Annotated in this window: 17 protein-coding genes; 7 read left to right on the top strand and 10 right to left on the bottom strand. The window is 56.9% G+C overall.

Annotation, left to right across the window (positions count from 1 at the left end):
• Positions 1–5 precede the first annotated feature (5 nt).
• From QMG40_RS14475 to QMG40_RS14465, 3 genes are read right to left on the bottom strand one after another with little or no spacing between them, the layout of a single operon-like run.
• Positions 6–983 (bottom strand): hypothetical protein, encoded by a 978-nt coding sequence (locus QMG40_RS14475; protein ID WP_283531807.1) that lies wholly within the window; start codon positions 981–983, stop codon positions 6–8.
• Positions 983–1,462 carry an ImmA/IrrE family metallo-endopeptidase gene (locus tag QMG40_RS14470; protein ID WP_283531806.1) on the bottom strand — a complete coding sequence of 160 codons (480 nt, stop codon included), beginning with the start codon at positions 1,460–1,462 and terminating at the stop codon, positions 983–985. Before QMG40_RS14470 ends, QMG40_RS14475 begins: the two co-directional genes overlap by 1 nt.
• The gene (locus tag QMG40_RS14465) at positions 1,449–2,342 is read right to left on the bottom strand and encodes an oxygenase MpaB family protein (protein ID WP_283531805.1); all 894 of its coding nucleotides are present in this window, start codon (positions 2,340–2,342) and stop codon (positions 1,449–1,451) included. The genes QMG40_RS14470 and QMG40_RS14465 overlap by 14 nt, the downstream gene beginning before the upstream one ends.
• A 430-nt stretch (positions 2,343–2,772) precedes the next feature.
• Between QMG40_RS14465 and QMG40_RS14460 the strand changes: the two genes are divergently transcribed.
• Positions 2,773–4,491: a DUF262 domain-containing protein gene (locus QMG40_RS14460; protein WP_283531804.1), complete on the top strand. Its 1,719-nt coding sequence runs from the start codon at positions 2,773–2,775 to the stop codon at positions 4,489–4,491.
• 16 nt (positions 4,492–4,507) lie between these two features.
• Entirely contained in the window at positions 4,508–6,802 is a 2,295-nt protein-coding gene (locus tag QMG40_RS14455; protein WP_283531803.1) for a DUF262 domain-containing protein, read from the top strand.
• 66 nt (positions 6,803–6,868) lie between these two features.
• Here QMG40_RS14455 and QMG40_RS14450 read toward each other — a convergent pair whose 3' ends face one another.
• Complete coding sequence (locus QMG40_RS14450; RefSeq protein WP_283531802.1) at positions 6,869–7,057, bottom strand: hypothetical protein; 189 nt, start codon at positions 7,055–7,057, stop codon at positions 6,869–6,871.
• Positions 7,058–7,632: 575 nt separating this feature from the next.
• Here QMG40_RS14450 and QMG40_RS14445 point away from each other — a divergent pair.
• From QMG40_RS14445 to QMG40_RS14435, 3 genes are all read left to right on the top strand, one after another.
• Positions 7,633–9,111, top strand: coding sequence for an AAA family ATPase (locus tag QMG40_RS14445; RefSeq protein WP_283531801.1), 1,479 nt, complete (start codon positions 7,633–7,635; stop codon positions 9,109–9,111).
• Entirely contained in the window at positions 9,108–9,761 is a 654-nt protein-coding gene (locus QMG40_RS14440; protein ID WP_283531800.1) for an HNH endonuclease, read from the top strand. Before QMG40_RS14445 ends, QMG40_RS14440 begins: the two co-directional genes overlap by 4 nt.
• 126 nt (positions 9,762–9,887) lie before the next feature.
• Entirely contained in the window at positions 9,888–10,265 is a 378-nt protein-coding gene (locus QMG40_RS14435) for a hypothetical protein (protein ID WP_283531799.1), read from the top strand.
• Between the two features lie 709 nt (positions 10,266–10,974).
• Here the strand turns inward: QMG40_RS14435 and QMG40_RS14430 are convergent.
• Positions 10,975–12,189, bottom strand: coding sequence for a tyrosine-type recombinase/integrase (locus tag QMG40_RS14430; protein ID WP_283531798.1), 1,215 nt, complete (start codon positions 12,187–12,189; stop codon positions 10,975–10,977).
• 24 nt (positions 12,190–12,213) lie between these two features.
• Positions 12,214–12,429: a helix-turn-helix domain-containing protein gene (locus tag QMG40_RS14425; RefSeq protein ID WP_283531797.1), complete on the bottom strand. Its 216-nt coding sequence runs from the start codon at positions 12,427–12,429 to the stop codon at positions 12,214–12,216.
• 388 nt (positions 12,430–12,817) lie between these two features.
• On the opposite strand from QMG40_RS14425, the gene QMG40_RS14420 reads away from it, so the two are divergent.
• On the top strand, positions 12,818–13,744 hold the full coding sequence (locus QMG40_RS14420; RefSeq protein ID WP_283531796.1) for an endonuclease NucS domain-containing protein: 927 nt from the start codon (positions 12,818–12,820) through the stop codon (positions 13,742–13,744).
• A gap of 768 nt (positions 13,745–14,512) precedes the next feature.
• Positions 14,513–18,799 carry an NACHT domain-containing protein gene (locus tag QMG40_RS14415; protein WP_283531795.1) on the top strand — a complete coding sequence of 1,429 codons (4,287 nt, stop codon included), beginning with the start codon at positions 14,513–14,515 and terminating at the stop codon, positions 18,797–18,799.
• 25 nt (positions 18,800–18,824) lie between these two features.
• Here QMG40_RS14415 and QMG40_RS14410 read toward each other — a convergent pair whose 3' ends face one another.
• The 4 genes from QMG40_RS14410 to QMG40_RS14395 all read right to left on the bottom strand — a co-directional run bounded on the left by QMG40_RS14410 (position 18,825) and on the right by QMG40_RS14395 (position 22,123).
• Positions 18,825–19,958 carry a DUF4192 domain-containing protein gene (locus QMG40_RS14410; RefSeq protein ID WP_283531794.1) on the bottom strand — a complete coding sequence of 378 codons (1,134 nt, stop codon included), beginning with the start codon at positions 19,956–19,958 and terminating at the stop codon, positions 18,825–18,827.
• 20 nt (positions 19,959–19,978) lie between these two features.
• The gene (locus QMG40_RS14405) at positions 19,979–20,947 is read right to left on the bottom strand and encodes a hypothetical protein (RefSeq protein WP_283531792.1); all 969 of its coding nucleotides are present in this window, start codon (positions 20,945–20,947) and stop codon (positions 19,979–19,981) included.
• Positions 20,947–21,423, bottom strand: coding sequence for a hypothetical protein (locus QMG40_RS14400; protein WP_283531791.1), 477 nt, complete (start codon positions 21,421–21,423; stop codon positions 20,947–20,949). Before QMG40_RS14400 ends, QMG40_RS14405 begins: the two co-directional genes overlap by 1 nt.
• Positions 21,424–21,619: 196 nt before the next feature.
• A complete protein-coding gene (locus QMG40_RS14395; protein ID WP_283531790.1) occupies positions 21,620–22,123 on the bottom strand; it encodes an SRPBCC family protein in 504 nt (167 codons plus the stop codon).
• Between the last annotated feature and the right edge of the window lie 42 nt (positions 22,124–22,165).

Below are 22,165 nucleotides of genomic sequence, written 5' to 3'. Positions count from 1 at the left end.
CGAGTTCAGCCTCCGATCAGCGCATCTTCAATGTGACTGACCAACGCCAATGATTTAGTTCCGAGTGGGTGTTCTGGCCGCTTGAATTCACAGTCTCTCACTTCGATCACTCTGCGGTGCAGCCGCCTCACAGGCTTGACTGCCAGGAAGTCGAGCAGTGAAATCTCGTTGGGGTTGAGGATGACATCGTGGGTCCCGGCGGTTACCTGCCGCCAGGTGATGTGAATCTTGATCAAGAGCAACCGGGCTTGTAAATCTCGCTGAAGATGCTTGATAGGACCGAGCAATCGCGGGAGGACGACGCCAATGCCAACCAGCACGACGGCGGACGTCTCTGTCACGCCATTGAGCGTGTTCAAGAAGAGTAGGGTGCTGTTGCTGCCGTCGTGCGCGGCCATGACCACCCCAGAAAGTAGCCGATCCGCGAGCATGAGGCAAAATGCTGCGATCCCTAGGCTGATCAGGCGGAATCCCATGCGAAAAGTCAATGCGTGCAGGGAAGCGGTGCGACGGCGCAAGATAAGCATGATGTCGAGGCACACCCAAAGGATGAACAAGGAACCGCTCCAGAGAAATAACTGCATGCCGAACTGGTCACCGTAGGTGATCGGCAAGTTCTGGTCGGTGCGGTCCGTATGGCTTACGAGGAAGCCGACGGTGACTGCCGTCCCGGCCACCGCTATTGCTGCGTTTCCCAGCGCAAGGCGGTGCCGCCGTCGTACATTGTCAGCAGAGACAGCCAGCACAATAGCCGCGCGGAACTGCCAAAACCCGGTCAACAGAAACAGCAGCAGGACGAGTCCGACGGTGTTGTGCCCGCCAAGCACAGGATCCACCGCGTAGTAGACCGGGGCTATGTGAAGTGTGCAGGCCGCTGCCGCAAAGACCGTGGCCCGGAATAGATGGGCGCGGCGGGGATCGACGACGGCCGAGAGCCGGACAATGGCCATGGCCCACAGTGTCAGCGCTGGCACAAGGAGCATCAGCCGAAGGCTTCCTGGAGTCCGCCGGGTTCGTCAGGGCCCTTCCGGCCGTTGCCACTGATACGGTCGGCGAGGAGATCGGCCAGAATTTCGGCAGTTTTCTCTTCATCGTCAGGGAAGCTCTTCCGGCCCAGGAGTTTCCGCGGTTGGTTGGGGAAGGATCTGCTGAATTCGCCGATATTGATGCCCGGCGCAGTGTGCTCGTGTCCCAGAAGCAAGTGGCTGATTTCGTGGAGGATGCTGTGCTGTCGGTGCCATAGGGACAGTTGCGGCGCGTAGTAGATTACCTTCAAGTTGTCGTCGTAGTCGGCAGTCAGAGCAGACAGATCGTGCTGCTCGATGTCCAATGCCGAGATGACGATGGTGATGCCCCGCAACGCCTCGACGGCCTTCTGGATCGATTCCAGGGAGGCTTCGCCATCAAGAATTAGGGCCTTGTTGGCGCGGGCGGCGGCGCGGCGGGCGTCACGATGGCTCATGATTCGGCTCGCTGGCTGGGGTCATGATGTTTTCCGGGCCGATGTCATCGAGGCGGTAGCCGTTGGGGTAGAGGCTGGAGCCTGCCTCGCCTGGGATGAAATGTGGCTGCGTTGCTAGCGGGCGCCGGCGCTGGATTGCGTTGCGTGCCGTCAACACGGCGTTGAGTGTTGCTTTGCTCAGCTGTGTGGTGCGGGGTAGGCCGAGTGCGTCGGTGAGGCGGTCGTCGTCGAACATTGCCGTGAGCATGGTCTTGGCAAGTGGCCGGGAGGGCGCGGGCAGTCTAGATTTGAGGATTTGGACGGTGCTGGCCATCAGCTCGGCACCACCGGGGGAGTGCGCGATGTTCGTGCGCTCGTAGTCGTCGAAGAACTGTTCCGCCTCGGCGAATGTCGAGGGGATGGTTCCTATGTTCATGCGGGCGCCGAGTTCTTGGTAGAAACGTGTTGCTGCCGATTCCTCCGAGGACGTTGGAGCTCGCCAACCGTATGCGCGGGCCCAGCGGATGGGGACGACAAGGAGGGTGAGTAGGACATAGAGGAAATCGTCGTTGTTGCCGGGGACGTGGCGGTGGACGTGGTTGAGCAGGCGGATCATGTAGCGGCCGCGGTCGCTGTTCAGTCCGTTGCAGATAAGCTCGTAGGTCACGATGGCCGTGTCGTATGAGCGCTTAATGGGGCGTTGGGTGATTTCGCCGTTACGTTGCAATGTTGCAGCAATGCTGGGGACGGCGAAGTTGCGGTAGTAGGCGAGGAAGAAGCCGAGCTCGATGTCGGCGGCAAGATCGAAGAGGACCATCTGGCGGTAGGTGGCTTCCCATCTCTCGGGGGCCGCTTCTGTTTGGCGGCGGGCGGACGAGGTAAGGGATGGGTTCGTGCGCATTGGGGGACCTCCTGTCGCTGTATCTAATATCTATGTGCCGCTCGCGGACCTGGGAAAGAGGCTCCATTTCATCGTAGAACCGATGCGTGTGTGCGGCCAGAGCTACTTGACTTTTCCAAAGACATTATCCTGAACGGAAACGATGAATCTCGTCAACTTTGTACGTCGCAAGTTGTGACGCAAACGGCCAAAGAACGCTTGGGGTGGCCTATCGAAAGCAGCCCAAGTACGGTTGCAGATCATCACTAGGACCCTGGTGACAACGAAACTACCACTAGCCCCAGGACAGCAATCATTTGCGGCGATTGGGACAATCAGATCTTTCCCGGCAACTAGGTAATATCCACCGTCTTGTCGTTGTGTCTCGTAAACCCGAAGGTCTGATCTCACAATTCGCCAAGAATTTCGGCATGGCCGATAGTATGAGGACATGTCACAGACTTCGGCTCTCAAAGGGGCATTCGAGGGCCGCGTCGTTGGCCTCATTTCGGGCGATTTCGTAGTTCCTAGCTATCAGCGAGGTTACCGCTGGGGCCGACCGGAAGTTCAACGTCTACTCGAAGACATTCAGGCGAGCGAGGGGGCGACCTATTACCTCCAGCCGATCGTGGTCAAGCGACTAGGGGAGGACCGATGGGAGCTAGTAGATGGGCAGCAGCGACTCACGACCCTCTTCCTTATCCTCCAATTCATTAAGCAGACTGCTCTGCCATCCGCCGAAGTACCGTACACGCTTGAATATGAAACTCGGCTCCGAAGCGCCGAGTTCCTTCGAGGGCCAAGTGCCGAGGGCGCGGCGAAGAACATCGACTTTTTCCACATCTTCCAGGCCTGGAAATGTGTCGAGGAATGGTTCGATGGGCAGGGTGCCGGTAGGACGCTGGCTGCCATCAACCTTTACAAAGCACTCTCTGAACGGGTGAAGGTGATCTGGTACGAAGCTCCCGACTACGTTAGCTCGACAGATCTCTTTACTCGTCTCAACGTGGGTAAGATCCCGCTAGCGGATGCTGAATTGGTCAAAGCGCTTGTACTTTCCCGCAGCCAAGATCTAGTGGCTCAAACCGATCGTGCCCAAGCGATGGCTGCCGAGTGGGACGTCATCGAGCGCGATTTGCGAGCCCCAGAGATGTGGGCCTTCTTGACCGGAAGCCCTCGACCAGAGGCAACCCACATCAGCCTCCTGCTGGACACCCTAGCTGGCGGTCCGAGGGGCCGTGAACGGCCGCCGTTCCACACATTCGAAACATTGCGTGAACAAATAATGGACGATGCAGACAAGTTTTGGGACAAGGTGGTGAATCTCCACTCACTTGTTGTCGGCTGGTTCGAGGATCGAAATTTGTTCCACAAGATCGGGTATCTTGTAGCAACGAACAGCCGGTTCGAGGACATTCTGGATCTTGCCCAGGGCGCCAAGAAGTCAGAATTCGAGACAAAGTTGAGTATTCAGATCCGGAATCGACTGCGGTTATCCGTGGAGACCCTTCGCGAACTGTCCTATGAGTTGACTTATGACCGGCAGCGGCTATCAGCTGCGCTGCTTCTTATGAACGTCGAGACCGTCCGGAAGCTAACGAACTCCACCGAACGATACTCGTTCCGTGCGCATGCGGCCGGCCAGTGGTCCCTTGAACACATTCACGCGCAAAACGCAGAGGAGCTCCGGACCGTCCAGCAGTGGCGCGAATGGTTGCGGCTCCACCGTGATGCGTTATCGAGCCTGCCGAACTTACAGCAGGCCGACCGGCTGGTCCTCGAGGAGCGCATCGAGGACGCACTGCCGGACCTCACCGAAGAAAAGTTTCGCGAGCTTGAGCTTGAACTGGGTCAGTACTTTGTTCCGGAGGGCGGTGGCGTCACGGAGGGCGATGTCCACTCGATCGCGAATCTAGCCCTTCTCGACAGCCGCGACAACAGCGCACTCAGCAACTCGTGGTTCGAGGTCAAGAGACTTGAAATTCTCAATCGAGACCGCGAGGGATCATACATTCCAGTGTGCACGAGAAACGTGTTCCTGAAGTACTATACCGGTGAGCGTGCCCAGCAGGTGCACTACTGGAGCATGCAGGATCGAGAGGCATATTTCACAGCCATCGAGCGAGAGATCGGCCCCTACTTGCTGGGCGATTCCGCCGACGGCGCTTGAAACTGAAAGGGAACCATTGAGCCGGATCGAATCATTCATCAGCGCATTTAGTACGGACGTCGAGGCCGGAGATCTGGTCCAAAAAATCGAAATCCCACTCATTCAACGTGACTACGCTCAAGGTCGTCGAGGGATGAAAGTGGATGAGATTCGCGAAACGTTCCTAGACGTACTCCATGACGCACTCGCTGGGCCGAACCCGCATCGTGTCAGCCTCGACTTCATCTACGGTGAGATCGACCATGGAACGCTCCAACCCCTCGACGGACAGCAGCGACTTACGACTCTTTTCCTTCTCCACTGGTACATCGCTGGGCGTGCAGGAGTACTTGATAGCACTGCACCATGGACTCGCTTCTCCTATGCCACGAGGCAAAGCGCCCGACGATTTTGTGAACGTCTAGTCGCTGCGGTACCGCCTTCCGACGTCAAGGAGATATCCCAGTGGATCATCGACCAGTCCTGGTACCTTTTCGTTTGGCGTCACGATCCCACGATCCAGGCGATGCTCGTGATGCTCGATGCGATCCACCAGCAGTTTGCTGAAGTGGACGCCGTCATTGCGTGGCAGCGCCTCGCGAACACTGAAGAGCCAGCCGTGTCGTTCCATCTTCTCCCGTTGCCCGACATGGGTTCGGCCGAGGACCTCTACATCAAGATGAACTCGCGTGGAAAACCCCTCACTGACTTTGAAAACTTCAAAGCTCACTTTGAAAAGATAATAGAGTCATCACCGCGTGCGTCAGATTTCGCGCGAAAGGTGGACGTCGATTGGATCGACGTCTTTTGGCAGTTTCGGGGCGAAGACGATCTCGTCGATGACGAATTTCTCCGATACCTTGAGTTCGTCACCGAAGTCTGTGAATGGAGCGACCCCGTCTTCCAGTCGGCATCAGGGCTGCCGCTCGTCAAAAGGGCCGAACGCATATTCGGAGATGCGAACCCGAGCAGTGACGAGCACCTTGAGTTCCTATTCTCCGCATTCGACGCCTGGGTGGATCGCGACATTCCTGCGACCTTCAATCAGCTGTTTGGGCGGAGTTCTGAGCCAAATGCAGGTGAGAGCAAACTTCCTCTCTTTTTTCGCGATACCGATGTCAACCTCTTCGAATCCTGCTGCAAGTCTTACGGATTGCGCAGTGGCGGCGGTCGACAGTTCACCTTTGGGCAGACTCTGGTCCTCCTGGCGGTTCTGCTTCACGCCACCCACACCACAGAGGACTTTCCTCGTCGCATGAGAGTGCTTCGCAATCTCATCGAAGGCTCCACGGTCGAGATGCGCGCATTACGAATGCCTCGCCTGATCGCAGACACAAAGCGCCTTATCCTTGACGGCGTCATGCCCGAGCCGGGCAACGGCTTCAGCTTGCCTCAGATCGATGACGAGCGAGCCAAACAACTTTTTCTCGCAGCTAGTCCGGAAATAGAGAAAGTGTTGAACGAATTGGAGGATCACCAACTCCTGCGAGGATCACTGAACGGGTTCGAGCTCGACGCGGCGAAACTTGAACGGCGCGCAGAAGCATTCCGCGAGGTTATTCGGTCGGACGAGCTATGGAGTGACGTGGCAGGCGCTTTGCTGACCATCGGTGAGTACGAGCGGGCGCGAGGCCGCGACCCGCAAAACACGCGGTCGTTCCAATTTGTAACGCCCGACAAGGCGTACCGGGACGTGTGGCGTGTACTCCTTACCGGGGCGACACGGAAAGGACTTGAGCCAACAAGTCGGGTGCTTGCTGATTTTCTGGACAACATTGGGCTTCGCCCGTCAATCTTGGGCGAGACTTTGCGAGATATGCAGAGCGAATGGTTGGCTGAGCGGGAAGCAACGGCGGAATTTGACTGGCGCTACTACATGGTGAAATATTCGGACATGCGGTCAGGAGGGTCAGGAATCTATTTCGCTGAAGGTGGCAAAATGGGATACTCTCTCTGCAATCTTCGAGGCGGCAGGACCCAGATGAACAGTCGATACCGTGACCCTTACCTCTTGTCGATTTGGCGTCGACTAGGTGAGCCAACAGAACTCGAGGACCCTTGGTTCTTCGGTTACGAGTCGAACCCACGGTTCTTAACGTTCAGAGCCAGCGGCGCGGGAATTCAATGCTTAGCCGATGGATACCGGCTTTCGGCGCCCACGGAGGGCGAATACGGGCGAGTTTTTAGGGACGCACTCTTGGAGCTCGGCATCGGTGATGATGGCGTGTTTACTGTTGCGCAGAGTGAATTTGGCGACCGCCATGTTGACACCGAAGATCGAATCGAGGTCGGGGCAGAACTTGTGCGGACCCTCATAAATAGGGGGCTCTGAGAGCCGCAGTCACCTACGACGTCGGTGGTGGCGCAAGCCTGTCCGCCGCACTGTCCGGTGATGGCCTCATTTGGTTCGCGCACTTGCTACGTTGGCTCGTACGTCATCGGCCTGGGTTTCATCCAGAACCCACCGCTGGTACTTCGGATGGTCCGGGTATTTCTTGCGGAGGTAATCCCGGACGATTTTCCCCGGGCGATACTCGTTGGTGTAGCCAAGCTCCCGAGCAAGGTCGGCAGGTTCATATGTAGCCATGTATCTGAGTCTAGGCCGCTAACAGACCCAGCCTCATCAAAGATGATCGGTAGAACTGAAACATCCCGGAAATCATTCCGCCCACAAAACGGCGCCATGGTTTCCGGGACGGTTCAGGGTACCTTGGCCCGAGTAAGTAGTTTTGAGACACAGTCAGGAGAATTGCCAAGCGCAGACAAGCTTGCCCAACTCAGGCCAAGTCGCTGAGTTACCACACCGACGGCTACCCAACCAGCGAGACGTCTCAGATCCGTAGGGATACGAGACGCAAACGGTGATGCATTTCGCACGCGGTTACCGGGCATTTTCTCGCGCGGGGTATACGGGAATCAATCGCCCGCGAAACAACGTTGTTTCGAAAGTTTCAGAAGTCGTTTCGGCACGCTCCGGTCGCGGACCGGCTTGCGGGCATCCGCCATCGGTCGCAAGGAGAGTCCGGAAGCACGCGCCGTCGCGGCCGCGATAGCCTCGGAGCGCGGTAAGTCAGCGCGTGGGGCGCGCAGCTGATTAAGTAGCTCACGGATCGCATAGGGTTAGTTTCGATCCGATCTTTTTCACGCTAGGGAGTAGCTCCAATGACCTCAACGCAACCTTTTCGACTACTCCGCGCCGAGTTGTGGGATCAAGAGGAAGTCGAGGTCGACGTCGACGTCGCACCGCTGGCAGGAAAAGGGTCATGGACAACGTTGGTCACGGGTCGGAACGGATCGGGGAAGTCACGCCTTCTTTCAGCGATCGCCGGGGCTTTCGATGCGCTAGACGGCAGACATATTCGTAACAGGCAGCCGATCGTCGTGGAGTATCGACTCGGTGAGCGGGAGTGCGCCTTCCGAATAGATGGGACAAAAGTTATTGCGTACCTCGATGGAAGGAAGGTGGAGGCGGAGGAGTTGCCGCGCCCGGGCGCTGTGGTCGCCGCGACGGCAAGCGCTTTCGACAAGTTCCACTTGCCTCGAGAGGCTCGATTTCTTGATCCCAACTTAACCGAGTCGAGCTATCGATACCTGGGTTTGAAAGATGGGCGAGGGCGTGTGTCCGCACGTGCAGGCATCTTCAGGGCACTAGAGCAACTGTTCGACGTCAGCGACGAGAACCAATACCGTCGCCAACGCGTCGCTGACGTCTTCCGATATCTCGGCTACAGACCAACCGTGGAGGTCACCTACACCTGGACGATTCGCGGAAAGGACCTCGCGAAGGAATCCGGGACCGATTCGACGCGTGCGGTCGAGCGGTATCTTGAGAATGCGAAAAGTCGAGGGATCGGTGCGGCCCGAGCCGCTATCCCGAAATATTTCTTTGAGGGCGCGCGGGTTGCTCGGGAACTCGCAGCATCTGTTGACTTATTGCTGGGGTTCAGTAATGGTCGCGAAGTGCGATTGGTGGCCGACTATAGGCAGCTGAACTCCGGGGGCGAAGACCAGCTGAGAATGGCGAGGCAGCTCACGCGCGCAGGAATCATCCAGATGACGGAGGTGACTTTGTGGCGAGAAACTTCAGGTCTTCGCGTTGAGATCACCGACGCCAGCTCCGGCGAACTTTCCTTGGTCGTAACGCTACTCGGCATCGCTTCATCGATCGAGGATGGCAGCCTGATTCTCATCGACGAGCCTGAGATCAGCCTCCATCCTCAATGGCAATCTGAGTACCTCGGTCGACTAACGGAAGCATTCTCAGATTTTGGTGGCTGCCATTTCATAATCGCGACGCACTCTCCAACACTCGTGGCTGGCGCGAGTCATGAGCTGACAAATATTGTCAATCTTGAAAGGCCGGCCGCAGCTACGAGCGAACCCTCGTCCGGTCGATCGGTCGATGAAGTGCTTTTCAGCATTCTTGGGGTCGTAACGAAAAATAGTCTGCACCTCCGAGACCTCCTAGTAGCGGCGTTGCGGGGTGCCGAGGACGGCGAACTCGCCCTGGCCAAGTACGACCAAGAAATGGCGGCACTGCAAGCAGCCCGACCCGAACTGCCCTCGGACGATCCGGCTGGCGAACTCATCGACAGCCTTGTCCGCATCCGAACTCAACTCGCGGAGAAGACCGTCTCGTGATCTTGAACCCAATCGTGTACTGCGAAACATCCGCCGCACTCGTGGCGCGGTACGACGCGGACTCAGACAAGGTCCCAACCTATTGGAGTGATCCAGAGGTGACCCCCGTCCGCCTGGAGATCAAGACGCACTACATCAAAGAGCAACAGCATCTTTGTTGCTACTGCGGGATCCCAGACCCGGCAACGCACGGGCTCGATTGGGATGCCGAACACGTTGTGCCGAAGAAGCGGCGCCCGGAGTTCTTGTTCACGCAGGTGAACCTCGGAGTCGCCTGCAAAGAATGCAACGGAAGTAAGAGCAACAAAGAAACTCTCGTAGATCCCTCGGTCACCGCATATCCATCGACGTCGGATGCATTTCTTGTCGTCCATCCGCACTTTGACGAGTGGACCGATCACATCCTGCGTGACCATCTCACGTACGCTTCGTTCACAGATAAGGGGAAATGGACGATCGAGAAATGCAGGCTCAACCGCTTCAACGAGCGAGTAATCGGGCTTCGGTATGCGATCTCGGACAGTCGCTACGAAGACCTGGTGCGAAGTCTCCTCGCTGGCGGTTCGACCCTGCAACAGATCGCCAACCACATCCGGCTCTCTGTTCCCACCGACGCTGCGGCGGATTCTGACGACCACCTCGCAAGCTGACTTAGACCCGTCTGAATCAGGCTTTACGCCCGACGAAAGCCAGCAACTCACTCAGTTGCTGCTGAAATTGGTGGCCGCCAACCAGTGGTCAGGACGCCTGCTCGGGCCTCGACGTTCGAGGCGGCGATGTGCACACATGCCCGATACACGATCATTTGCGACGCATGGCATGCGGCCCTGTTCTTGACTCAAACGTGGGATACACCCCGCAGCACTATTGCCTGGGTTCTGTTGTACGTGGTTGTTGTCATTGGGCTTTCAATGATCATGGCTCAGGCGCGCAATGGCAGCGCCGGTACCCTTGCTGTGGTCTTGGCCCAGTCATCCACCAATGGCTCCCTCGGCGTCCTGGTGGTCGCATTTTCCGGATCGCTCGTCGAAACTACGAACTGGTGGGGACTTGGCGTCATCTTGGCCGCTGCAGTGGTTGCTATGTTGACAAGAGGTCGCCTCGGTGAATATGAAGTCACCGGAGCCCTCGCTACAATAGCGCGTCCCGCATAGTCCACGGTGCCCGATAGATAGAGGTTCCCCTTACGGGCGCCTATCGCCGGTGAATCAGGCCGCCGTGAGTCTTGCCTGCGGATTTGAACAGCAAAGTCTCACCCCTTAGCCAATTGCCGCTCGGATGGAGCAAAAATGGCCTTGAGGTGTCTCATAATCTAAGTGTCTCGAATCCCATGAGTTGCGAGACCCTCCCGAGCATTGAGGCCAGCTCGGATAAACCAAGAGTAAAATGAAAAGCGCAAGGTGTCGCTTCCTTGGCCATGCTCGAGGTCGTGCAGCAGTCAGCCGGGAGTTCCCACCACGTCATACAAAACTCATACTTTTGAAGACACAACGACGGCTATTTAGTAGCTTGCATTGTTGCAAGTGCGCCATGCAGGAAAAGGCTAAAATGGCCTATTGGCAGGTTTGTATTGACCCCTGATCAGCAAGCGGGGGTCATCAGTTCGAATCTGATAGGGGGCCCAAAAAGTCCGGATTTACAGGGATTTTGGAAGTGAGAATGGCCCCAAAAGGGGCCATTCGTCCTTAACTCTCCACAAACTCTCCAGATTAACTCTCCACTTTGGTTATTTGCCGCTAGGTTCCGCTGTTTTTGGAGGGTCTTCATAAGGCTCATGATCCTCCGAAAGTGGGGACTTGTCAGCCTCCGGCGGAGCACTTGGTGCTGCCGACTTCCCAGCTGTGGCTCCTTGGGTGGAGGCGCTCAGTCCCTTGCTAGGGACTGTTCATGCGTGGGTAGTGTCTTGCGTGGCGGGCTGAAGGCGTCAACGATCGCCCTGGTGTCTAAAGCCCCGCGGCGTTCTTCAATGTAGTGCTCCTGAGTCATGGACACCTTTGAATGGCCGGCCTGGTAGGCGGCAGCCTCAGGCCCCATGGTTCTGGCGATGATGGTCGCGTTGGTTTTTCTGAAGGTCTTCAGTGTCACCCAGTCGTAGCCAATCGCGTCCGAAGCTAGCCGCCAGATCTTGCCGACGTTGTTCGCATCCATCACAGTGCCGGTGGAAGATGGGTAGATGAGGCCCAGTGAGTTGGGCATCGCGGATCTAGTTTGGCGTATGTGGCGTTCGCGAAGTTGCTGGACCAGGAAGTCGGGGACGGTGAGTTGGCGGATGCCATGTCTAGTTTTCGGATGGTCTTGGATTCTCACTCCGCCAGCGGTGGTTCGGATGACCGTGGTGTGGATGAAGATGGTGGGCGGGTTGGCTTCCATATCAAGGTCTTCCCATAGCAGTGAGAACAGCTCCCCTGGCCGGACTCCCAATGCGACCAGACCGTCCGCTATTTCGTGGAGTTCCTGTGAACGCGGCCGACCGAGCGTCGAAGATCTTTCCCAAGCAATGAGCTTCTTCCGCAGGTCCTGATATTCCCCTGCGTCTAGGGCTTGAGGTTTCTTCGTACGAAGCCGGGGGATTTGCACCCCGAGGACTGGGTTGACGATCACGGCGTCGTGGCGGAGGGCAACTTTGAACATCCAAGAGAGCACGGCGCCGCAAGTCCTTGCGGTGGACGGCCCCGAATCCTCGACAATCGAGCGAATGAAATGATCAATCAGGCCTGAGGTCGCCTCACCTACTCTGACCGAGCCAATCCTGGGGGAGATGTGTTTCTTTACCATGTAGGCGTATTTGTCTTTGGTACGCGCTGCCCTGTCGGATGCCTCCAGATCAACGCGAAATATCTCAATGAGGCGGTCAATCTTGTCGGTACTGGTGACCAAACCGAATCGTGGGGTCTTGCGGTTGGCAAGCTTTTGTTGCAATTCTCGGCGGGCGGCAGCAGCGGATGGACCGCGCGCCTCCACTCTCCGGACTATTCCGTCCATGTCCCGGTAGCGGGTCTCCGCCAGCCAAGACTTGGCCGATGAGCGTTTGGTGTGAATGGATCCCCAAGCACCGAGGGGGAGGGGTTGTCTGCTCATTTGAAGGGCTCCTAGCCTTAGCCGTCAGGTCTCGGACTGGAGGGAGATCCATGCATCAAGGTCCGAACGGCTGACGCGAACGTGCCTGCCGATCTTGTAGGCATGGGGACCGATTCCCTTCGAACGCCACTGGTAAAAGGTTGGCAGCGGGATCTGCAGCTCCCGGCAGATCTCCGTGGGGGACAACCACTCTTCAGCGAGGCCTTGGGTGGTTGTTGAGTTGGCTGGCTGATCGGTCATTGGGGGTCTCCTTAATTGTGCGGTATTCATCAGTCCATGACATATACCCATCGAAGTTGCATGACTTGAGTTAGCGGCCAGGTGATTCGGAGACAAAAGCCGAGCACGGGGACGAGGCAGCGAAAGGAACACGACCGTGCGTAAATAGATGAATTCCTGATGTGTGCCTTACTCCGTGGCAATTCCTGAATAGTTGCCGTTAGATGTCCTCAGACCCATCCACTAGGGTTGGGTGGCAGGTTCTGTCTTGGGTCTGGCGGTCGTCCTAGCTAGTGGACTGCGTCTAGGATGATCACCACTGTGACTGGTAATTGTGTGGGCGCTGTGGGGTAGGTTCGAGGCGAGAAGAAAGATCGGCCTGTCTGGGGACCACAATGTAGGGAGAGTAATGACGACAGCATGGGTGGTCCGACAGGGCTCGGGTGGCAAAAACGCCGAAGAGATGATCAACGCTGGATACCTGGGTGTTGGCTTCATCCGCGACTACGACATTAAGCCTCACCTTGGCAGTGGAGCAGCGGCCTTCCGAGCGGCGATGAACACTGTGTACTTGGAGATGTACCCGGACAAGTCGCGCATCGCTGCGGGGCTGGCCATGGGCAACCTGTGGGCAGCGTGTGAGGGCATCAGCGAAGGCGATATGGTGCTTGCACCTAAACCGGGCCGTACGTACCAGTTCGGGATCGTCACAGGGGGATACGAATTTCATTCTGGCACTGAACTGCCACACCGGCGTCGGGTTGAATGGAAGGGGGCATTGAACAAGGATGATATGAGCCCCGTCCTGGCTTCCTCGGCAGGGTCATTGATGACGGTCTTCCAACTGTCCGCGCACGTCGCAGAGTTGGCCGCCCTCACGCAGTTGGCAGACCAGACTCAGCCAATCGCCCAAGCAATCTCCTCCCAAGTCGAAGATCAGCTCGCTTTTCAGATGGAGAAGCAGCTTGAAGATTTTTTGGTCCATAACTGGCGTAGCACCGCCCTTGGCCGCGAATACGACATTTACGAAGAAGACGGCCACCTGGTCGGCCAACAGTACCCCTCTGACACCGGACCCATGGACATACTCGCGATCAGCAAAGACCGCACACGGCTTCTGGTAGTTGAGCTGAAGCGGGGCAGGGCCAGTGATGCTGTAGTTGGCCAGATCCAGCGCTACATGGGGTTTGTTCAAGAAGCACTGCTTGAACCTGGTCAGACTGTTGAGGGCGTAGTTATAGCCCAGGAAGACGACCTGAGAATCCGTCGGGCACTGTCCATTGCCAGAGACATCCGGTTTATGAGGTACCGAGTTGAATTCCATCTAGAGGCCTGACCTCTGCTCCCAATGCTGGAGTGCAAGGCGAGTACTGGCAGGAGAGCTTTACCAAGGCGTGACGGTGCTATAACCGTGCCGCTGGCGCTGATCCATGCGCTCCCATTCTTCCGGGCAGTCTCCTATGACCAAACTGCATTGAGTTGCGACTGATTTTCAACCGGTCGTTCAAAATGAAGGCGCGACGTCCACCGTATGTCCATGCGGAATCTCCGATTTGGGCGACGGCCACGTATTTAACACACTCATGTCAGTCAGTATTCGTTAGGTCCCGGGAGATGGAAAGGTACTTCGGACGCCCTTTCTGCAATGGTGGACAAGATTCCTTGGGGGAAATTATCCAGCTGCATGAGAGCTGAGCGCGCCGCGCCTGAGCTATATCCAAGCGTCGATACAGATGTGAGTCCAAGCTGGGGCATGCATGAGCGTATCGCCTATCATGGTTCGGCTCGTGAGCCGCAAGACCAGACGTCACTCGCACGTGACGCCAGTCCAACTCGGTGCCAGAAGTGTAAGGATTTGAGGCAGCGGCGCATCAGGATAGCGGATGGCGAGACAAGTTGTGGCATGACTGCTGTTTACTGTGCAGCGGTCGTTCTGTTGCCGCAGCATGTGCTGAGATTCGGTACATCAATATGTACGAAGACGCCGCTGGATGCTTCTGCGGACATTTCGTTTCGATCCCTACTGTTGGGCAACACTGTTGAGCAACGGCTCTACGTTACGCTTGGTAGTTCCAATGATTGCGTATGAGGGGTGTTCGTAACGATGAGTCCTGGCTCGGCCGAAGTTCAATTGCGATCGATTCGGGCGCATGAGGGAAGCCAAGCGCGCGCCTGGGAAGAGCTCGTCTATCAACTGCGTCCTGCCGTAAGCTACGGTCACATCGAAACTCGTAAGACGCGTGCCCCGGACGCAGGTGTCGAGTGGTACGAGATCTACGCGGATGGACACCAAGAGGGATTTCAAGCCAAATTTCATGTCAGCCTCCAAGACGCTCTGGGTGGCATGCGCGAATCTGTCCAAGCAGTTTGCGCCAAGCGCCCACAACTGACGAGGCTGACGTTCGTTGTTCCTTACGACTTCACGGACTCCGGAACTTCGAGTGCGACGACCGATCAAGACCGTTGGGATAGCGCAGTTGCTCGATGGAAAACCGACTTCCCAAGTGCCGAGCACATAGAGTTCTGCACCATTCGTGCTGGTGACATCACTTCAAAACTAACTCTTGGGGAGCATGCGGGCCGACGGGAGTACTGGTTCGGAGGGCTCGACATTACGGATGACTGGCTCAGCCAACGGTTCGCCGAGGCAAAAGAAGTTGCGGGCCAGCGTTACACGCCGGAGGCTGACACCACTACAGCTGTCAACATCAGCATCGATGCTGTTATGCAGGGCCCAATCTTTATCAGTGAACTAGAATCTCTCGTCATACGAGCCGGACTAGCCTGTAAACGCGACCCTGGAATGTGGGGTGAAAACACTGCAAAAGTTTCTGTACTCGTGGAGGAGCTCGAACGGATCCGGAGAGTGTCGCTTGACAGTTTAGGCATCACGGTTCCAACGGTAACTCCAGACCTCGCCCGAATAGCGGCAATTGCCTTGGAGCTGCTGGACTTCGTTGAGCATGCTTCATCCCATTTGGCGGACTATGAACGCCGCAATTTAGAGAAAGCTGGCTCCGAGCTTGTAGCACTCCAGGCCTTCGCAACTAGTAGAGCGGCCGAAGCCACGATGAGTCAACGGTTCGCGTTGGTTGGCCCAGCCGGACAAGGCAAGACCCACTCGCTCATCGCTGCCGTCGAGGGATGCCTGAAACGAGGAGTACCAGCTCTCGCGATTCTTGGACAGAGACTCAGCGATAGAAACTGGTGGCCCGCCATCGCTGAGACTCTTGATGGAATGCGGGCCACCAGCGACGTATTCTTACAAGCGCTGGATTCATTGGCTGAAGCACGCAACTGCCGTGCCCTCATCGTCATCGATGCGCTCAACGAATCACAGTCACCCCAACGGTGGCGGAATGAATTACCAGCCCTCCTAGCGCAGTTTCAGAGATATCCCCACCTGGCTCTCATAGTTTCATACCGGACCGACTACCGAGACGTGGTGGGCGCTCCAAAATCGCTACTGAAAATCAGCCACCCGGGCTTCACCGGGCATGAGGTTTCAGCGGTGGAGGCCTACTGCAACATGTTCGGCATCACGATGCCTTCGAAGGACCTTTTTGACCCAGCTTTCAGCAGTCCACTATTTCTTCGCATGTACTGCAAGGTCGTGGCCACAGAGCGACATTCAGACTTCGAGACGCCGACGAGATCCAACTTGTTTCAGCGGTTTGTCAAGGCAGTTGGCAAGGAAGCTGCCAAGAAGCTTGGACTTTCACCAACGAGCAAGACTATTTCCGACGCTCTCGCACTGATTGCAGATTACATCCTTCGAAATGACGGAAGGCCCATTCCTCGTGCAGAGGTTGAGCAGGAGGTAGATAACCTCCTGCCTGGCCGTACTTGGCCCAATACGCTCTTTCAGCAGCTCGCTAGTGAAGGCCTAATCGAGCTCTTGCCTTTAAGCCGAGAAGTAGAGACTGTTGGGTTTCCCTTCCAAGCTTATTCGGAGTACCTCCTCGCCAGTAGGCTCCTCGCTTCTGTTGAGCAAGAGTTGAAACATCAGAGCAGGACTTTGAACGATGACTTGCGATTGCCAGAGAATACCGGGCTGATTGCTAGCCGTGTGGCCGCGGCGCCCTGGTCATGGCGATCATTGGCCATCATGCTTCCGGAAAACCAAGAAATTGAGCTTGTCGATCTCCTGCCAAGCAAAACGGGTGATTTTCTGCTGTCGGAGGCCATGCATGAGAGCCTTAAAGATCGTGACGCCTCTGCCTTCGGCCCACGAGCCCTTGAATTGCTTCATAAGAGCTTCGCCTCGGATCCTGCAGACGCAGAGGATGGGGTTGAGTTAGCCCTCTCTCTTGCCGCAAGAGAAGGGCACCCTGGGAACGCTGATTGGCTTCATAACCATTTGTCAGGGTTGCTGATGGCAGATAGAGATGCAACTTGGTCCATCAGTACGTTCTCATGCGACCAGGACTCGGACGCGTATCGGCGGCTGACGAACTGGGCAGAACGACTAGGGCCGGCGGCTGGTGACGAAGGAGTGCGACTCGCGTCAGTCGCACTCATGTGGCTTCTCACCTCTTCCAACAGATTCCTGAGGGATGGAGCTTCTAAAACACTCGCAATGCTGATGTCTTCGCATTTGAGCATTGCTGCGGTCCTGATTGGGATGGCAAGAGAGGTCGATGACCCTTATGTACAGGAGCGCGTGCTCACCTGTGCTTACGGAGCCGTTCTGGTAGGGGGAGAAAATGACCAGAGCGGGGCGCGGGCAGTCATGGAGGCAGTGTCTTACTGGCAACAATCAGGACTCCCCATCGACGTAATTGCACGTGATTCAGTTAGAGGCATCGCCACGTGGTGTGCCCACCGAGGCCTGCTAGAAGAAGCTGCGCTGCCGATTTTCTCGCCTCCCTACGATTCAACGCCTCCTGAGGAACCACCGACACGAGAAGTCCTCGAAGCTGCCCATGGTGTAGTTCAAGATAATGAGGGTAACTATTCAGAATGGCGGGCCTACTCGATACTCAGCTCATGCCTTGACTGGATGGGAGATTTCAATAAATACGTCGTCAAGAGCGACGTAGGCTTCTTCAGCTGGTACCCAATGTCTGGCCCCGTGCCTCCATCAAAGAATCATAATAATCCACTCGCACAGGTAGAGGCTGACTGGGCTGGTCGATGGATTGCCCATCGGGCCATTGCCCTCGGATGGACAGTGGAGAGGTTTGAAGACTTCGAACAACACCACGACCTCAGACGGGGGAGAGAGGGCCACAAAGGAGAACGAATTGGCAAAAAGTACCAGTGGATAGCCCACCGTGAATTACTTGCGAAGCTGGCCGATAACTTTCATCCCGCACGCAACGCTTGGAGCGCTAAATCTCCCGTGTACGAAGGGCCGTGGGTGTGGTATGGGCGTGACTTTGACCCAACCTTGCCCCCAAGCGCCACAACCGATGGCTCTCAAGTTTGCCGGATCACCGAAGATCGCCAAGCTGTATGGGGAGCGCTGCATTCCCCGGACATGGACGGCGAGGCGTCACCCGATGTCTGGACGGCCATGACAGCAGACCTCCCCAAAGTTCGTGACATGTTTTCATGTATCGATCCCGAAGGCCGTGAATGGGTCGCCATACAGCGACACTCGAGCTGGGATCGCGACAACTCGAAACGAATTGGAATATCCAAACGTGAACGCGATGTCTTCTTCCTTCAATTCTCTTGGCTTGTTCCGACTGCACAAGGAAAACCACTGTTTGATTTCATTAAACGAGAAGGACTAGCAGGTCGTTGGATGCCGGACACGAGCCGTCCGCATCAGCAGTACTTAGGGGAGACTTGGCCTGCACCTATAGTCGCCGCTGTGGAAGCTGATTTCGACGATTACGACTTTCCTGAAGAGTTGCTAGAACTGGGCATTCAACCACGTCCCGCCGTTGAAAATTACTTGTGGGAGGGTGGAAATCTTGACTGTTCGATCGACCAGTCGGTTGACTGCTACGCGCCGAGTCCTGCTCTCCTTGGGTCAGCTCGTTGGGTGGGACACAAGGCAGAATGGTCAGCAGATGGGCAAGTAATTGCGCGGGCAGTTAACTATCCGGATTACCAGAATGGACAGGACATGCTCTTGGTCGACGCCGCTTGGCTCACGTCTCGACTGCGTGACATGGAAATGGACATGGTCATTGGCACTCTCAGTGAACGGCATGCGATCGCGAGTGAGGCATCTGATTCGGAATCCATGGCATTCTCGGACGTTCACTACCTGCGACTGGTAACAGCCGAAGCTGCCGCCTGCGATGAAGTAGGTCCCATACTGAGGGTTCGATCAGGGCCGGAGGAAAGCGCTGGGAACGAGGCGCCGAACCCAGAACAGCTGCCTAGTCCATACCTTGATCTCATCGCCAAATACACCACCGAAGAGTCAGGATAACTTTCCATGCTGGGCGGTTAGTTTTCTACACCATCCCCAGCCCACCAATTTCTGGTCCGCGGACGTGAGGTGGTTGGTAGGCCGTTTGTTTGTCGGTGGCCCAGTCGGAGAGGATGCCGTCTCGGACGAGGTGGTCGGTGAGTTGGGCGAGTCGGTATTCGGGGTCTGCTTCGAGGGCACGCTGAAAGCACTCGTGCGCTTTGCTGCCGTGGCCTTCCCACCATTGGATGACGCCCAGACTCGTGAGTACGGGCGCGGCATCGGTGCCGTCTGTGCGCATGTAGAGCTGGAATAGCAGTTCGGAGGCACGGTCGACGCGGTTCCAGTGTGGACTCTGTTTGGTTTGTCCCAAGAGTAAGTCGCGCATGCTGTCGTCGATGCCTGGGATGTCGGCGAGGAGCCGATCTCGGACGCTGATGAATTTGAGGTTTGCGATGAGTTCCGCGGCTTCGTCGTCGGTAGGTTCGCCGCCGCCGTCGAGCATTGTGTTCCAGAGCATTCGCGCGCGGGTGATGGCAGCTTGTGGGTTCATTGCTTCGATGCGGAAGCAATGCCGCATGATTTCGGTGCTGAGTGCCGGGCGAGCAAGCACTGGGATGCGGAACCCGGGGGAGGCCTCGATGCTGGAGCCGCGAAAGACCAATTCTGCGTTGAGCTCACTGGACAGCACTCCGTCCAGTGGGTAGTTGGTGCTGTCGGCGGTACCCATGCGGAGGTAGTTGGTGAAGGTGGCTTCTCCAATTAGCCAGCCATCACGGACGATCACTCCCCGTTGGCTGAGCTGGCCCGTCAGTTCCTCCATTACGCCCTCGTGTGGGCGCGATTCGTTGGGGGACCAGACCTTGTTGGTGAACATGCCGAAGACGACGCCGGTGGCCTGATGGTCTGTGCCGACATGATGCACTACCTGGTCGATGAAATGTTTGGTGTCTGTGCGGGGGCCCGGAAGGTTGACCCTGAGCGTGGCGCCGATCCGCTTGTCATCCAGGATGACGCAGACCAGGCTTTCGGTGGGCCAGAATCCCAGACTGTGGCCCATGAGGGCAATGAAGTCGTCCGGGGTTTTGATGCTGAGCTTTTCCATGATGCCTCCGCGTGCAGGTGCCGCCGGCAGATGCCAGTTACACACCTTCATGGTTCGCGGGGGTGAAAACTCCATGACCGCGCTTTGCTGCAGATCTAATGTCCTTGGAGGAGTTGCTCGGCTTGGTTGACGAGGATGCGGTCGCGGGGGAGCAGGCTCATGCCGCGCAGCTGACAATCGCGGATCTCGATGACACGACGGTGAAGGTGGGCCGTGGTGTGGCCAGCGACTGGGTCAAGGAGTGGCGTCCAGCGGTTTCGGAGGAGGTATTTTCGTTCGGTACTGCTTCGGCGCCAGACCGGAGTCAAGAGCACCATGAGCCAGCGGGATCGGAGGTTACGTTGCAGATTGCGTGTGGATTCGCGCAAGCGGGGCAGCATCAGGCCGACACTGACCAAGAGCACGGCCAAACTTTCGAGAACTGTAAAGGACCAGTTGAGTCCACCAATGAAGGGGCTGGTATGGGTGGGCGATTCTTCGATGAGCCCCAGCGCGAGTCGGTTGCCCAGTGCCAAGGCCATCAGAGTACATCCGGCCGCGAAGCAGATGACTCCGGACTTGACAGATTTGCCCAGCATTTTGGGCAGGAATCTCAGGCAGTTTAGTGCGATGTCGGCGCAGACCCAGATGATGAATGCCGATCCTACCCAGAGGAATAGTTGCATGCCTGGCTGGTCGCCGTATGCGATGGGTAAGTTTTGGTTGGTCTCCTCCACGCGACTGGCGAAGAAGCCGACGATGACGCAGGTGCTGGCCACGGCGGAACCCAGCCGTCCAAGCACGAGGTGGTGGCGCCGTCGTGCTTGATCGGTAAAGACGGCAAGGATCGTGGCGGTATGGAATTGCCAGAAGCCGACAATGATTGTCAGGACCAGAAGTAGACCGACGTGGTTGTGCCCGCCGAGGAGGGGATCTACTGTGTTGTAGACGGCGGGAATGAATAGGGTGCAGGCGAGGGCGGCGAAGAATGTGGCGCGCAGGACGGAGGCCCGTTCCGTATCTGTAGCCGTGGGAATCCTGATGAAGGTGAGCAGCCACAAAATTGCGGCCGGCACGTATTCCATTATCCAAAGACCTTTTTGAAGCCCGATTGGTCATCGGGAGGATCCTGATCGCGGGCGTGGATACGTGCGGTCAGGAGGTCGGCCAAGTATTCTGCCGTGGCTTCGTCATCGTCGTCGAAACTGGTTCGGCCGAGTACTTTCAACGGAGTTTCTGGGAACCCAGGGAGGCGTGCAAGTTCTAGGGACGTGGCGGTGAGCTGATGGTTCAGGATCATATGGGAAAACTCGTGCAGGATGATTTGTTGCCGCTGCCAGGCTGAGCGTGGAGGAGAATGCACGACGACGTCAAAATCCTTGTACGAAACGTACATTCCGCAGAGGTCATCCCCACGCATGGCGGGTAATTCCATGATGGTGATGGGCCGGCCGGTTTTTGCTTCGAGCCAGGCCTGGATGCTGTGAAGGTCAGGTCGATCACCCAGTTCGAGCTGACGGTTGGCGTCTCGGGCTTCGTGGCGGATCTTCCGGTCATTCACGACGTGGCCGTTGCCCTGCCGCCGGCCTGCTCTGCGGCCAGATTGCAAACCGTGGTGAGGTAGCTCTTTTGGTGGTGCTGGCGGACTTTCATGGCTGGGCCCCATCGGCTTGCTTCAGCGGTTGCGGTGATTCGCCGTGTAATCCATGCTAAGTCTGTCCTCTGCGGGTGACCATAGCTATTTCCGACATTGCTGACTATTCCTTGGCGTCCCGGCGTGCTAAGTAGTCTTTGAGGCCATCCTCGCCGCGCCGCATCAGGGCAGCATGGGCGTAGGTGAAAGCCGGACTTGCTATCGGGCTGAGGATTGCCATCCAGCGGCTTGTTGGCCGCACACGCCATTCAATGTCCATTTGCGTTTGGCCGCTGTTGATCGATGAGAGGATGACACGGCCTTCGCCTTCCAAGTCGCCACCGGCATCGAAAGTGATTTCATTTGGGCGGTCGACGAGGGTGGGGTGGTAAGAGACGGACAGTGTGTAGCCGAGTGACGCCTTGAAGTTCAGGGTGGCGGTCGTTGCGAGAAGGGTATCTGCGGCCGACGCGCCAGTGTGGGGTGACCTTTCCAGCGGTTTTGCTAACGTGCAGCCTGGCCACCAATCCGGCCAAGCCATATTTGGATCGGCAATGACGTCCCAGACTTCTTGTTTACTGTTTGGGAACGTCCATGAGGAAGAGAGGTCGTATAGTCGGGCTGTCATGGGGATATTGTTGCACGCCGGTTCGCGGATTCGGGCCGCGCT

The sequence above is a fragment of the Arthrobacter antibioticus genome, from assembly GCF_030063205.1.
Lineage (GTDB): Bacteria > Actinomycetota > Actinomycetes > Actinomycetales > Micrococcaceae > Specibacter.
The sequence above is the reverse complement of the archived record's forward strand: the minus strand, read 5'-3'. Positions and strand labels throughout refer to the sequence as shown.

Coding starts and splice junctions, on each gene's coding strand:
- QMG40_RS14475 (WP_283531807.1), bottom strand. CDS start 983: ATGCTCCTTGTGCCAGCGCTGACACTGTGGGCCATGGCCATTGTCCGG.
- QMG40_RS14470 (WP_283531806.1), bottom strand. CDS start 1,462: ATGAGCCATCGTGACGCCCGCCGCGCCGCCGCCCGCGCCAACAAGGCC.
- QMG40_RS14465 (WP_283531805.1), bottom strand. CDS start 2,342: ATGCGCACGAACCCATCCCTTACCTCGTCCGCCCGCCGCCAAACAGAA.
- QMG40_RS14460 (WP_283531804.1), top strand. CDS start 2,773: ATGTCACAGACTTCGGCTCTCAAAGGGGCATTCGAGGGCCGCGTCGTT.
- QMG40_RS14450 (WP_283531802.1), bottom strand. CDS start 7,057: ATGGCTACATATGAACCTGCCGACCTTGCTCGGGAGCTTGGCTACACC.
- QMG40_RS14445 (WP_283531801.1), top strand. CDS start 7,633: ATGACCTCAACGCAACCTTTTCGACTACTCCGCGCCGAGTTGTGGGAT.
- QMG40_RS14435 (WP_283531799.1), top strand. CDS start 9,888: ATGTGCACACATGCCCGATACACGATCATTTGCGACGCATGGCATGCG.
- QMG40_RS14430 (WP_283531798.1), bottom strand. CDS start 12,189: ATGAGCAGACAACCCCTCCCCCTCGGTGCTTGGGGATCCATTCACACC.
- QMG40_RS14425 (WP_283531797.1), bottom strand. CDS start 12,429: ATGACCGATCAGCCAGCCAACTCAACAACCACCCAAGGCCTCGCTGAA.
- QMG40_RS14420 (WP_283531796.1), top strand. CDS start 12,818: ATGACGACAGCATGGGTGGTCCGACAGGGCTCGGGTGGCAAAAACGCC.
- QMG40_RS14415 (WP_283531795.1), top strand. CDS start 14,513: ATGAGTCCTGGCTCGGCCGAAGTTCAATTGCGATCGATTCGGGCGCAT.
- QMG40_RS14410 (WP_283531794.1), bottom strand. CDS start 19,958: ATGGAGTTTTCACCCCCGCGAACCATGAAGGTGTGTAACTGGCATCTG.
- QMG40_RS14405 (WP_283531792.1), bottom strand. CDS start 20,947: ATGGAATACGTGCCGGCCGCAATTTTGTGGCTGCTCACCTTCATCAGG.
- QMG40_RS14395 (WP_283531790.1), bottom strand. CDS start 22,123: ATGACAGCCCGACTATACGACCTCTCTTCCTCATGGACGTTCCCAAAC.